Origin of the sequence: Rugamonas rivuli, assembly GCF_009380165.1 — a bacterium.
GTDB classification, from domain to species: Bacteria; Pseudomonadota; Gammaproteobacteria; order Burkholderiales; family Burkholderiaceae_D; genus Rugamonas; species Rugamonas rivuli.
In genome coordinates, this window is the sequence record NZ_WHUF01000013.1 from 1 (window position 1) to 12,531 (window position 12,531).

10 protein-coding genes and 1 other RNA gene are annotated in these 12,531 nt (G+C 64.5%); 4 read left to right on the forward strand and 7 right to left on the reverse strand.

Annotated elements, in window-relative coordinates:
- Positions 1-872, forward strand: an 872-nt coding sequence (locus GEV01_RS29705; RefSeq protein WP_152809911.1) for a response regulator, incomplete at its 5' end; no start/stop codon positions are given.
- 1 nt (position 873) lies between these two features.
- Positions 874-3,063, forward strand: coding sequence for a putative bifunctional diguanylate cyclase/phosphodiesterase (locus tag GEV01_RS29710; protein ID WP_152809913.1), 2,190 nt, complete (start codon positions 874-876; stop codon positions 3,061-3,063).
- A 7-nt stretch (positions 3,064-3,070) separates the two neighbouring features.
- On the opposite strand, the gene GEV01_RS29715 is transcribed toward GEV01_RS29710, so the two are convergent.
- Genes GEV01_RS29715 through dnaX form a run of 4 tightly spaced genes read right to left on the reverse strand, consistent with a single transcriptional unit; the run spans position 3,071 to position 7,905 of the window.
- Positions 3,071-4,285 (reverse strand): CaiB/BaiF CoA transferase family protein, encoded by a 1,215-nt coding sequence (locus GEV01_RS29715; RefSeq protein ID WP_152809914.1) that lies wholly within the window; start codon positions 4,283-4,285, stop codon positions 3,071-3,073.
- Positions 4,282-4,872, reverse strand: a complete 591-nt coding sequence (gene recR / locus GEV01_RS29720; RefSeq protein WP_008446752.1) for a recombination mediator RecR — start codon at positions 4,870-4,872, stop codon at positions 4,282-4,284. The genes GEV01_RS29715 and recR overlap by 4 nt, the downstream gene beginning before the upstream one ends.
- Positions 4,873-4,895: 23 nt before the next feature.
- On the reverse strand, positions 4,896-5,222 hold the full coding sequence (locus GEV01_RS29725; protein WP_152809915.1) for a YbaB/EbfC family nucleoid-associated protein: 327 nt from the start codon (positions 5,220-5,222) through the stop codon (positions 4,896-4,898).
- Between the two features lie 37 nt (positions 5,223-5,259).
- Positions 5,260-7,905, reverse strand: coding sequence for a DNA polymerase III subunit gamma/tau (dnaX, locus tag GEV01_RS29730; protein WP_152809916.1), 2,646 nt, complete (start codon positions 7,903-7,905; stop codon positions 5,260-5,262).
- A 163-nt stretch (positions 7,906-8,068) separates the two neighbouring features.
- Here dnaX and GEV01_RS29735 point away from each other — a divergent pair, with 163 nt between their 5' ends.
- Complete coding sequence (locus GEV01_RS29735; RefSeq protein ID WP_152809917.1) at positions 8,069-8,722, forward strand: DUF2987 domain-containing protein; 654 nt, start codon at positions 8,069-8,071, stop codon at positions 8,720-8,722.
- Between the two features lie 53 nt (positions 8,723-8,775).
- On the opposite strand, the gene ffs is transcribed toward GEV01_RS29735, so the two are convergent.
- Together ffs and ubiD are read right to left on the reverse strand one after the other, a co-directional pair.
- Positions 8,776-8,874, reverse strand: an RNA gene (gene ffs, locus GEV01_RS29740) — signal recognition particle sRNA small type.
- A 15-nt stretch (positions 8,875-8,889) separates the two neighbouring features.
- Positions 8,890-10,374: a 4-hydroxy-3-polyprenylbenzoate decarboxylase gene (ubiD, locus tag GEV01_RS29745; protein ID WP_152809918.1), complete on the reverse strand. Its 1,485-nt coding sequence runs from the start codon at positions 10,372-10,374 to the stop codon at positions 8,890-8,892.
- Positions 10,375-10,911: 537 nt separating this feature from the next.
- Here ubiD and GEV01_RS29750 point away from each other — a divergent pair.
- Positions 10,912-11,760 (forward strand): transglycosylase SLT domain-containing protein, encoded by an 849-nt coding sequence (locus GEV01_RS29750; protein WP_175023306.1) that lies wholly within the window; start codon positions 10,912-10,914, stop codon positions 11,758-11,760.
- Between the two features lie 64 nt (positions 11,761-11,824).
- On the opposite strand, the gene GEV01_RS29755 is transcribed toward GEV01_RS29750, so the two are convergent.
- Complete coding sequence (locus GEV01_RS29755; RefSeq protein WP_152809920.1) at positions 11,825-12,490, reverse strand: hypothetical protein; 666 nt, start codon at positions 12,488-12,490, stop codon at positions 11,825-11,827.
- Positions 12,491-12,531: the final 41 nt, after the last annotated feature.

Here is a 12,531-nt window from a genome sequence, read left to right on the forward strand (position 1 = left end):
CCGCCCCGGTCGCCCCGCCGCTGGCCGCGCTCAGCCCTGGCCCCACGCCGGCCCCGCGCGCGCGCAAGCGGCGCAAGGTGCTGCTGGCGGAAGACAATCCGGTCAACGTCGAAGTCGCCAGCGCCATGCTTGAAGGGCTGGGGCTGGAAGTGAGCCGCGCCTGCAACGGCGAGGAAGCGCTGCATTCGGTGCAGGCCGGCGAATTCGACCTGATCCTGATGGATTGCCAGATGCCGGTCATGGACGGTTTCGCCGCAACCACGGAAATCCGCCGCCACGAGCAGCAGCGCGGGCGCGCGCGCAACCTGCCCATCATCGCCATCACCGCCAACGCGCTGCAGGGCGACCGCGAATCCTGCCTGGCCGCCGGCATGGACGACTACCTGAGCAAACCCTTCACGCAGCAGGCGCTGGGGCAGACCATCGCCCGCTGGATCAGCCTGCCGCGCGCGCCTGCCGCGCAGGAAGCGCCCGTGCCGCCCGCGCCAGAGCCCGCCCCAGCCGCCACCGCGTTCGGCGGCGAGATCAACCGCCAGGCGCTGGACAACATCCGCGCCCTGAGCGCCAGCAACGGCAACGCGCTGCTGGAGCGCGTGCTGCAAGCCTATCTCGACGACACCCCCAGCCACCTGCGCGCGCTGCAACAGGCCATTGCCACCGGCAATACCGTGCAGCTGCGCAAGGCAGCCCACAGCCTCAAATCGAGCAGCGCCAACGTCGGTGCGGTCGCGCTGGCGCAGCACAGCAAGGAGATGGAGCAACTGGGGCGCAACGACACCACCGCCGGCGCCGCCATCCTGCTGGCCGAGATGGAACGATCTTTCCAGGCCGTGCGGCAGGCGTTGGGAGCTATCCTGGAAAAGGAAATATGACATGGCGACGCCCACCTCCCCCAAGCGCGGCCTGGTCCTGGTCGCCGACGACGATCCCGTGATGCGCCTGCTGATGCTGGAAATGCTGGCCCAGGTCGGCCTGGACGCGGTCGAGGCCGAAGACGGCCTGCAAGCCGTGGCCTGCTACCAGCGCCTGACGCCGGACCTGCTGCTGCTCGACGTCGACATGCCCGGCATGGACGGCTTTGCCGTGTGCCGCGAAATCCGCCGCATGGAAACCCAGTCCACCGTGCCCATCATCATGGTGACGGGCGGCGACGAGCTCGAATCCGTGACGCTGGCCTATGAGGCCGGCGCCACCGATTTCGTCTCCAAGCCGATCAACTGGCCCATCCTCGGCCACCGCGTGCTGTACGTGCTGCGCGCCAGCGACGCCATCACCCGCCTGCGCATCGCCGACGCCCACCACCGCGCCGTGCTGGCCGCCATCCCCGACACCTTCTTCCGCATGAACAAGGAAGGCTATTACCTCGACTACGAACAGGGCCACGAAGCGAGCAGCGTGTTCGCCAGCGAGCAGTGCGTCGGCCGCCACCTGAACCAGGTGCTGCCGGACGACATCGCCCAACACATGCTGGAACAGGTGCAGACCGTGCTCGACACCCAGCACATCCGCTCGCTCGACTACGAACTGCCCATCCCCGGCGCGGCCGCGCGCGTGCGCCAGGGCGAGCACGCGGTGCCGGCGCCGGTGCGGCACTTCGAAGCGCGGCTGGTGGCCACCGGCCCCGACGAGGTGCTGGGCCTGGTGCGCGACATCAGCGAGCGCAAGCGCACCGAGGAACAGATACGCCGCCTGGCCTACTGCGACAGCCTGACCGGCATCCCCAACCGCCAAGCCTTCCTGGAAACGCTGGAGGCCGAACTGGTGCGCTCGCGCAAGGGCAACAAGAAGTTCGCCGTGCTGTTCATGGACCTGGACGCCTTCAAGCGCATCAACGACACGCTGGGCCACGATGTCGGCGACCATCTGCTCAAGGCCGTCTCCGAGCGCCTGCGCGAAACCACGCGGCCCAGCGACCTGGTCTCGCGCACCGAAGTCGGCAGCAACAACCTGGCGCGCCTGGGCGGCGACGAATTCACCATCCTGATCCCCGACCTGGAGCGGGTGGAGAACGCCCTCAACGTCGCCCACCGCGTCAAGGAAGCGATGCGCCGCCCCTTCCTGCTGGACACGCACGAAATCTTCGTCACCGCCAGCATCGGCATCTCGCTATACCCCGAGGATGGCGAGGACTGCAACTCCCTGCTCAAGTACGCGGACACGGCGATGTACCACGCCAAGAACTGCGGCAAGAACAACGCCAAGCTGTACAGCTCGTCGCTGACGATGCAGATCATGAGCCACGTCCAGCTCGAAGTCGGCCTGCGCAAGGCCTTGCAGAACGACGAGCTCTACCTGCTGTACCAGCCGCAGATCGACGTCTCCAGCGCGCAGATCGTCGGCGTCGAGGCGCTGGTGCGCTGGCGCCACCCGGAGCGCGGCATCATCTCGCCGACCGAGTTCATCCCGCTGGCCGAGGAGACCGGCCTGATCGTGCCGATCGGCGAATGGGTGCTGCGCACCGCCTGCCAGCAGGCGATGGCGTGGCAGCAGATGGGCCAGCGTCCGGTGCGGGTGGCGGTCAACCTGTCGGCCAAACAATTCAAGGATGAGAACCTGACGCAGATCGTGCTGTCCACGCTGCACGAGACCGGCCTGCCGGCCGAGCTGCTGGAACTGGAGCTGACCGAGGGCACGCTGATGGACGATGCCCGCGCCACCATGGTCACGCTGGAGCAGTTGCGCGGCATCGGCGTCTACCTGTCGATCGACGACTTCGGCACCGGCTACTCGTCGATGAACTACCTCAAGCGCTTCGACGTGCGGGCGCTGAAAATAGACCGCAGCTTCATCAGCGGCCTGCCGCAGGATTCGGAAAACGCCGCCATCACGCGCGCCATCATCGCGATGGCGCATGGCTTGAAAATGGCGGTGGTGGCGGAAGGCGTGGAGACTGGCGCCCAACTGGTGCTGCTGGAACAGTTCGGCTGCGACATGGCGCAGGGTTACTACCTGGGCCACCCGTCGCCGCCGGAATCGATCCACCTGATGCTGGGCCAGCAGTTCGCGCTGAACGGCGTCATGAGCGGCGACAGCGGACGCTCGATGAAGTCCGCCCAGATCTAAAACCGGGCTAGAGCGCGCCGTCTTCCTTCATCGCGGCGATGTCGGCGGCGCTGTAGCCCAGCGACTGCAGGATCTCGTCGTTGTGCTCGCCCAGCGTCGGCCCCATCCACTTGGTGTGGCCGGGCGTGGCCGACAGCTTGGGCGAGATCGCCGGCAGCTTGACCGGCGTGCCATCGGCGAACTGGTGCTGCTCGAACATGCCGCGCGCCAGGAATTGCGGATCGACCATCATGTCGCGCACCGAGTAGATTTTCCCGGCCGGCACATCGGCCGCCTTCAGCACGGTCAGCGCGCTGTCGATGTCCTGCGTATCGCACCAGGCCTGGATCGCAGCGTCGATTTCCTGCGTGCGCTGCACGCGGCCGTCGTTGCGTTCCAGTTGCGGATCGCCGGCCAGGTCGATGCGGCCCATGGCCAGCATCAGCCGCTTGAAGATCGCGTCGCCGTTGCCGGCGATGACGATGTTCTCGCCGTCGCGGGTGGTGTAGGTGTTGGATGGCACGATGCCCGGCAACGCGCCGCCGGTGCGCTCACGCACCACGCCCGCGTGGTCGAACTCCGGCACCAGCGATTCCATCAGGTTGAATACGGATTCGTACAAGGCCACGTCAACCATCTGGCCCTCGCCCTTGAGCTTGCCGCCGGTGGCGTCGCGGTGGCGCAGCGCCATCATCGCACCGATCACGCCATGCAGCGCCGCCACCGAATCGCCGATCGATACACCGACCCGCACCGGCGGCCGATCCGCATGGCCGGACACGTAACGCAGCCCGCCCATCGATTCGCCGATGGCGCCGAAGCCGGGCAAGTCCTTCATCGGCCCGGTCTGGCCGAAGCCCGACAGGCGCACCATGATGGTGGCGGGATTGACGGCCTTCAACTGCTCGTAGCCGAGGTCCCACTTCTCCAGCACGCCGGGGCGGTAGTTCTCGATGATGATGTCCGCTTCCAGCGCCAGCTGGCGCGCGATGGCGCGGCCGCGCGCATGCTTCATGTTCAGCGTCAGCGATTTTTTATTGCGCGACTGGACCGACCACCACAGCGAGGTGCCGTCCTTCAGCACCCGCCATTTGCGGATCGGATCGCCGCCGTCGGGCGACTCGATCTTGATCACCTCGGCGCCGAACTCGCCCAGCATGCGCGCACAAAAAGGGCCCGCGATCAGCGTGCCCAGTTCTAGTACCTTGATGCCGGCCAATGGGCCGGAATTGTTCGTAGTCATGTCGCCCTTCGGTCCAGCATGGCGCGGGCGATGGTGCCCGCGTCCACGTACTCCAGTTCGCCGCCAACCGGCACGCCGCGCGCCAGCCGGCTCACGCGCAGGCCGCGCGCCTTCAGCATCTCGCTGATGTAGTGCGCGGTGGCCTCGCCCTCGTTGGTGAAATTGGTGGCCAACACCACTTCCGTCACCAGGCCGTCGGTGGCGCGCGCCACCAGTTTTTCCAGATGAATGTCCTTGGGACCGATGCCGTCCAGCGGCGACAGCCGTCCCATCAGCACGAAGTACAGGCCCTTGTAGGTCAGGGTCTGCTCGATCATCAGCTGGTCGGCCGGCGTCTCCACCACGCACAGCAGGCGGCGGTCGCGCTGCTCGTCGTTGCAGGTGTCGCAGACGTCTTCTTCGGTGAAGGTATTGCACAGCGCGCAGTGGTGCACGGCGTTGACCGCCTGGTGCAATGCGCGCGACAACATGTCCGCGCCTTCGCGGTCATGCTGCAGCAAGTGAAACGCCATCCGTTGCGCCGACTTGGGGCCGACGCCGGGCAGACGGCGTAACGCTTCCGTCAGAAATTCCAGCGATTTGGACATGGAGTGCTAAGCGGCAGCTGCCCTTAGAAAGGCATCTTGAAGCCGGCCGGCAGGTTCATGCCGGCGGTCAGGCCGCCCAGCTTCTCGGCGGAGGTGGCTTCGGCTTTGCGCACGGCGTCGTTGAAGGCGGCGGCGACCAGGTCTTCCAGCATGTCCTTGTCGTCGGCCAGCAGCGACGGGTCGATCAACACGCGCTTGACGTCGTTCTTGCAGGTCATCACGACCTTGACCAGGCCGGCGCCGGACTGGCCTTCGACTTCGATCAGGGCCAGCGCGTCCTGCGCCTTCTTCATGTTGTCCTGCATTGCTTGCGCTTGTTTCATCAAGCCGGCCAGTTGGTTCTTCATCATGATGGAATTCTCCGTGTATTGAAAGTTAAGGACGTGATCAGTTGGCTGCCGCTGCCGCGATGGCGGGCGGCGGCGTGATGGAGCCCGGCACCACCCAGGCGTCGAACTCGCGTATCAGGCTGTTCACAAAGGGATCGTTGGCGACGGTTTCCTCGGCGGCGCGCTGGCAGGCTTCGCGATGCGCCTGGGCTTCGGCGCTGGCGGTGTACCAGACGGCGCCCAGTTCGGTCTCCACGCGCACCGCGCGGCCGAAGCGTTCGGTCAGCGCGACGGTGAGCTTTTCCACGTTGCCCGGCGTGCGCCAGGTTTCGATCGGTACGCGGACCTTGAAGACGACCGCGTTGCCGTCGATGCTGCATTCGATGAGTTCGGCCTGCATGGCCAGTTGCTGGGCCACGCCGCGCAATGGCAAGGCGGCGGCCACAGCGGGCCAGTTGCCGTCCCAGTTCAGTTCCGGCACCGGCGTGATGACGTAGGCGTGCGGCGCCTTGGCCGGCGCAGGCGCGGCACGGGCCGGCATGACGACGGCTTGCGCTTCGTCGGCGTAAGCCAGCGGTGGCGGTGCCTGGTGGTGCGATGCCTGGCTCGACGGCTGTTGCTGCTGTGCGGCCTGTGGCGCATAGGGCTGCCCTTGCGATGGCGCGGACGAACGCGACGGCGCGTAGGCCGGTGCAGGCGCGGATTGCGCTACCGCGCTGTCGTCGGAAAATTCAGTGACCCAGGGTGGTAGGTCATCCTCTTCGTCGGCCTGCTGGGGAGCAGGCTTGGAAGCGGGCGCGGCTTGCGGCGCCACCTGCTGCGGCGCGACCTGGCGGACAGGCGCTTCCAGCACGGCAGCTTGCGAGTCGCCGCCCATGGCCATCGTTGGCGGCATGTCTTCCCAAGGCGCAGGGCGCGATGGCGCGACGGCAACCGGCGCGGCAGGCGGCGTGTACGCGGCGCTTGGCGCCTGCGGTTGCGAAGGCGCGCTGGACGCAAAGCCGGCAGGCTGCGAAGCCGCTCCCGCCCCGAAGTCCGATGGCGGCATTGAGCCGCCGGGCGCCGCTGGCGCAGAGCCGGGCGCGGATGCGGCCGGAGACGATGGCGCGGCAGCCGGCGTCACTGCCGGGGCCGCAGCAGCTGGTGCTGCGCTGGCCGACGACGAACGCGCACCCGGCTTGGATGCCGCGCGTGCGGCCTCCAGTGCAGCATTGATTGCAGCGCGTGCTGGACTCATCGGCGCAGATGATGCCGCCGGTGCAGGCACCGCTGCGGGTTCAGGCGCCGCCGGCGCCGCATGTGCCGGCATCGCCGACGGTGCGGCGACAGGTGCGGGCGCCGCTGGCGCGCTCATTACGGGCGGCATCGCACTGGCAGACGGGGCAGCAGCGGCCGGAGCCACAAACGCCGCCGGAGCAGGCGCCTCGCTGCGCGCCATCGCGGCCGCAGCACCGGCGACCACCGCAGCCGGCGTCACGCTGGCATGGCTAGCCTGCATATGCGCCGCCGCCCGCGCAGGCGGAGCCGCGGCAGCGCGTGCCGCCGCCACCGCACCCGAGCGCGACATGGCCGGCGCCGCCGCAGGCTGCCCCTCCGCGCCGCCTACGCCGGGCCGAAAGGCCAGCATGCGCAGCAAGGTCATCGAGAAGCCAGCATATTCATCCGGCGCCAATCCCAACTCATTCCGGCCATGCACAGCGATCTGATAATACAGCTGCACCTCTTCCGCATCGAAGGCGGCAGCCAGACGCACGATATCGGCATGCTCAGGCAAATCTTCCGGCAGCGCGGCCGGCACCGTCTGCGCCAGCGCGATCCGGTGCAGCAAGGTTCCCAGATCCTGCAAGGCGCCGTTGTACGACAGACTGCGCGTCGCCATCTCATCGGCCACGGCCAGCAGATCCGCGCCATCCTGCGCAGCCAGCGCATCGAGCAGGCGGATCAGATAAGACTGGTCCAGCGCGCCCAGCATGCCCTGCACCGCATCCAGCGTCACCGCACCGGCGGCGTAGGCGATCGCCTGGTCGGTCAGCGACAGCGCATCGCGCATCGAACCATGCGCGCCGGCGGCCAGCAGACGCAAGGCAGGCGCCTCGAAGCTGATGCCCTCCTGCCCCAGGATATTGTCCAGATGGCCGATGATGTGGCCCGGCGGCATCTGCTTCAGATTGAACTGCAGGCAGCGCGACAGCACCGTCACCGGTATCTTCTGCGGATCGGTGGTCGCCAGGATAAACTTGACGTGCTCCGGCGGTTCCTCCAGCGTCTTCAGCATCGAGTTGAAGGCGTGGTTGGTCAGCATGTGCACCTCATCGATCATATAGACCTTGAAGCGTGCATTGCTCGGCGCGTACACCGCCTGCTCCAGCAGCTGCGCCATCTCGTCGACGCCGCGGTTCGACGCCGCATCCATCTCGATGTAATCGACAAAGCGGCCGGCATCGATCGCGGTGCATGCTTCGCACACGCCGCACGGCGTCGGCGTGATGCCGCCGTTGCCGTCCGGGCCCACGCAGTTCAGCGATTTGGCCAGGATGCGCGACAAGGTGGTCTTGCCGACCCCGCGCGTTCCGGTGAACAGATAGGCATGGTGCAGGCGACCGCTGTGCAAGGCGTGCGTCAACGCGCGCACGACGTGCTCCTGGCCGACGAGCGTTTCGAAATTCTTGGGGCGGTATTTACGGGCGAGGACTTGATAGGACATGCTGGGATTTTACCGTAGATAGCGGGTGCAAAGGGCCTATCCTGCTCCGCCTAGCTGCTGCGGCGTCAGGGTCGCCAAAACGGCAATTGTAACAAGGCATGAGCAGATTTGGTAATCAGGCATAAGCGTCTTACAATTTGTTTTCCTTTTAACATGGAAACATATGATGAAACTTGTCTTGCTGCCGTTGCTGTTGCTGTCCCTCGCCGCCCACGCAGACGAACGCGAATGGGTGCCATATAAGAAGCTCGTGGAAGATACGCGCATCGACCGCTTCTACGCCCTGCCCGCCGCAGAGCGCGACAAGCTCAGCGTTTTCCTGGCCATCAAGCCCAAGAACAAGAACTACAAGCCATCCGATGTCGTACTGACCGTGGTCCATGGCGGCGAACGCCAGCAGCTGCCGCCGCTATCGGGCGACTTCCGCATGGCCCTGGTGCCGAATCCAAAATGGATGACAGACGACACCAAGATCATGACCAGCCTGCCGAAGGAAGAAAAGTCGGCCGTCGCGCTGGAGGTGCTGGCGCTGCTGCCGGAAGGCACGCAATGGAACTACGCGCAAGTCATGGGCAGCATAGGCCAGATGAATGCCGGCATCAAGAAGGTCGCCGGGGCCATGAGCATGTTCGTGCCGAACGTTAAGACGGTGGTGTTCAAGTTCAGCAAGCCGGCGCAGCTGAAGGTGGGCGCCACGGCCTACAACACGGATGCGAAGAACCTGATCAAGCTCAAGCCTGATGCCGCACTGTTGAAGGAGAACCCGCTGATGGTGGCGTCGGAACGGCCACTGGAAGCGGCGCTGGACGACGAATAAGGGAATGGACCAATAAAAAAAGCTGCCCTTGGCAGCTTTTTTATTTTCCCGAAGGAGGCGAGCCTGATCTGCGGCACTTATGGTTAATAGCCGTGGCTGCTTCGTTCCCGACCTGACCAGGTTAGCCATGCCACAATGCGCAGGGGCCCGCCGGGATCAATTATAACCTACAGCCCCAACTCCTGCCAAATCTGATCCACCCGTGCCTTCACGTCCGGCGACATGCTGATCACGGTGCCCCATTCGCGCGTGGTTTCGCCCGGCCACTTGTTGGTGGCGTCGATGCCCATCTTGCTGCCCAGGCCACTCACCGGCGAGGCGAAGTCCAGGTAATCGATAGGCGTGTTGTCGACCAGCGTGGTGTCGCGGGTCGGATCGACGCGCGTCGTGATCGCCCAGATCACCTCGTTCCAGTCGCGGATGTTCACGTCCTCGTCCACCACCACGATGAACTTGGTGTACATGAACTGGCGCAGGAAACTCCACACGCCGAACATCACGCGCTTGGCATGGCCTGCGTACTGCTTCTTGATCTGCACCACCGCCATGCGGTAGCTGCAGCCCTCGGCTGGCAGGTGGAAGTCGGTGATCTCGGAGAACTGCTTCTGCAGCAGCGGCACGAACACCTCGTTCAGCGCCAGGCCCAGGATCGCCGGCTCGTCGGGTGGCTTGCCGGTGTAGGTGGAGTGATAGATAGGATCGCGGCGCATCGTGATGCGGTCGATGGTGAACACCGGGAACGAGTCCTGCTCGTTGTAATAACCGGTGTGGTCGCCGTACGGGCCTTCCAGCGCATGCTCATAGCCGCTCGGATGGTTTTCATCAGGATAGATATGGCCTTCCAGCACGATCTCGGCCGACGCCGGCACGCGCAGCTCGCTGCCGATGGCCTTGACCAGCTCGGTGCGGCTGCCGCGCAGCAGGCCGGCGAACTGGTATTCGGACAGGCTGTCCGGCACCGGCGTCACCGCGCCTAATATAGTAGCGGGATCGGCGCCCAGCGCGACGCAGATCGGATAAGGCTGACCCTTGCTCTGTATGGCGTGCTCGCGGAAGTCCAGCGCGCCGCCACGGTGCGCCAGCCAGCGCATGATGACCTTGTTCGGACCCAGCACCTGCTGGCGGTAGATGCCCAGGTTCTGGCGCTTCTTATTAGGGCCCTTGGTAATCACCAGGCCCCAGGTGATCAAAGGCGCGACGTCGCCAGGCCAGCAGTGCTGGATCGGCAATTTCGACAAATCGACATCGGCGCCCTCCCAGACGATTTCCTGGCACGGCGCACCGCGCAGCTCCTTGGGCGCCATGTCCCACACGGCTTTGACCAGCGAGCCCATGCCCATCAAGTCCTTGAAACCCTTCGGCGGTTCCGGCTCCTTCAGGCGGGCCAGCACGTGGCCTATCTTGCGCAGCTCACTGACGCTGTCCGCTCCCATGCCGAGCGCGACGCGGCGCTCCGTGCCGAACAGATTGCCCAGCACCGGCATGCTGTGTCCGGTCGGATTCTGGAACAGCAAAGCCGGTCCGCCGGCCCGCAAAGTGCGGTCGCAAACCTCGGTCATCTCCAAATATGGTGAAACGGGCACCAAAATGGGCTTAAGTTCGTCCATCCGTTGCAGTTGAGAAATAAAATCTCGCAAATCAGAATATTTCATCGTTTTTTAATTTTTTCTTACAACGCAGCATACTGTTTAAAAAGACAGGTCAAGTAGTTGATTTTATTGGTTTTAGCCGCAATACAAGCAAAAAAGTAAGATTTAAAAGTTATAGCTTTCAATTGCGTTAGTATTGACTTGATATAAAACGGCTTCTACAATTTGCCCTACTTGAAGAGAACACGGTCCAGCACGGGTTGAACCCGGAACGCGGTCCACACAAATGTGTTGCTCATTCATTCACGGAGTCGGGGCTCCACATGACATTTTAAGGAGTGTTTTCAAAAGGCGTCTGCCTTACCCCCGAAAGAAGTTGTATTGCGACTGATCGAATACCACAGGGAAACATCAGCTCTAGCAAGCAATGACGGCGTCCAACGCGCGCTCCCAGCGGCGGCGGACGATGAGAAATTTCTGATGCACGGCATTAGCACCCGGTTAGCTGCGTTCAACGCTGGCGGGGACCCGCTTTTACGGACATTTCAGGGGAACTATATGATCAATCGCATCACCGGCGCAACGCAGTTTGCCCGCACCATGGCTCGCCAGCCAGCAGCGTGGTTTTCCACGACTCGCGTTTCGGCAAAAGGCGTGCTGACCACCGCCCAACACACTCTGACCATTCTGGGTGTGACCGCTTTAGTAGTAATGGCAGTACTGTTTGTCCGTCCCGACCTGGCCAAGGCACTGAGCAACAGCCTGAACCACGAACCGGAAGTCGAAACCGTTGCCGTCGTGGCGCCGCCGCTGTCGGCCCTGATGGAAACGCCGTCCTCCACCCCGGCCGCCAGCACCGCACCGCTGACCGCCGAAGAAAAAGCCCTGCTGGGCACGCAGAAGCAGCAGCAATGGGTTACCTCCTGGCTGTCCAAGCGTTACCGCGTAGCGGGCGACGCCGCCAACATGCTGGTGTCCACCGCCTACCTGACGGCACGCGAGATCAAGCTCGATCCGCTGCTGATCCTGGCAGTGATGGCGATTGAGTCGGGCCTGAATCCGTTCGCGGAAAGCCCGGTCGGCGCGCAAGGCCTGATGCAGGTGATGTCGAAGGTGCACCACGATAAATTCCAGGAAATGGGCGGCCTGCAAGCAGCGCTGAACCCGGTGGCCAACATCCGTGTCGGCTCGCTGATCCTGAAGGACTACGTCACCCGTGGCGGTTCGGTCGAAGCCGGCCTGAAGATTTATGTCGGCGCCGCGGCGTTCGAGCATGACGATGGCTACGGTTCGAAAGTGCTGGCCGAATACCAGCGCCTGAAGCAGGTTTCGGCAGGCAAGAAAGTACCGACCATTACCCCGATGATGGCGGCAGCGCCAGCCAAGCCTACCCCGCCGGTCGCGGCGGTAGACAAGTCGGTCAGCGGCACCCAGATCGCCGGTCTCTGATCTGATCGCAGATAAAACAAAGCCACCTTGCGAGGTGGCTTTTTTACGTCTGTAGCAATAGCAATCAGCGCGAGCAGGAGGTTATCTTGGTCTTGATGCCGTCGCGGAAGGGATCGCGGCCGCCGGTCACGCCGTTCGACTCCTTGACCGCGCAGAAAGTGCTGCCGTTCGCCATGCGTATCTTGGTCATCACGCGGCCGTCGTCGAGCGTGATGCTCTCCTGGGTCGTGCCTTCCCTGCCGACATAGGCGCTTCCCAACTTATCGGCCAGCACGGTGGTGTCGTTGGCGATCTTCTTGTCGCGCGGGTTCCAGGCTTCCTTGCGCAACTGCCGGTCGGCAGCGGCGGCGCCCTTGATCGAGCGCTGCAGCAGATCGTCGGACGGCTTGGCTGCCGGCAGCGCAAACGGGTCTGGAGGTGGCGTGGTCTGGGTGATCGCCTGAGGCGTCCGTGGCTCCACGGGAAGCGGAACAGCTTGCGGCGCAACGGGCGCCAGCGTCATGCGCGGCGCCACCGGTTCACGAACGGGCTGGGCCAGCCTGGGCAGCGGCTTCGGCCGCTCCGGCGGCGGCACAAACGGCGGCAGGATGTAAGTGATGCCCGGCTGCGGCGCCAAAGGCAGTGAGGGATGCAGCCGCTCGGGCGAGCGCCAGCAGATAAACCCCAGCACATGGACGCCGCCTATCAGCGCCAGCCAGCCACGGCGGCGCCAGGCCGGCGCCGCGTTCAAGGTATGCAGTTCGATAACGGGCTTTCGCAGTTAATTTAAAA

Excerpts from the sequence above, each read along its gene's own strand:
- GEV01_RS29710 (WP_152809913.1), top strand. The coding sequence starts at position 874 with ATGGCGACGCCCACCTCCCCCAAGCGCGGCCTGGTCCTGGTCGCCGAC.
- recR (WP_008446752.1), bottom strand. The coding sequence starts at position 4,872 with ATGTCCAAATCGCTGGAATTTCTGACGGAAGCGTTACGCCGTCTGCCC.
- GEV01_RS29735 (WP_152809917.1), top strand. The coding sequence starts at position 8,069 with ATGATGAAACTTGTCTTGCTGCCGTTGCTGTTGCTGTCCCTCGCCGCC.
- GEV01_RS29715 (WP_152809914.1), bottom strand. The coding sequence starts at position 4,285 with ATGACTACGAACAATTCCGGCCCATTGGCCGGCATCAAGGTACTAGAA.
- ubiD (WP_152809918.1), bottom strand. The coding sequence starts at position 10,374 with ATGAAATATTCTGATTTGCGAGATTTTATTTCTCAACTGCAACGGATG.
- dnaX (WP_152809916.1), bottom strand. The coding sequence starts at position 7,905 with ATGTCCTATCAAGTCCTCGCCCGTAAATACCGCCCCAAGAATTTCGAA.
- GEV01_RS29725 (WP_152809915.1), bottom strand. The coding sequence starts at position 5,222 with ATGATGAAGAACCAACTGGCCGGCTTGATGAAACAAGCGCAAGCAATG.
- GEV01_RS29750 (WP_175023306.1), top strand. The coding sequence starts at position 10,912 with ATGGCTCGCCAGCCAGCAGCGTGGTTTTCCACGACTCGCGTTTCGGCA.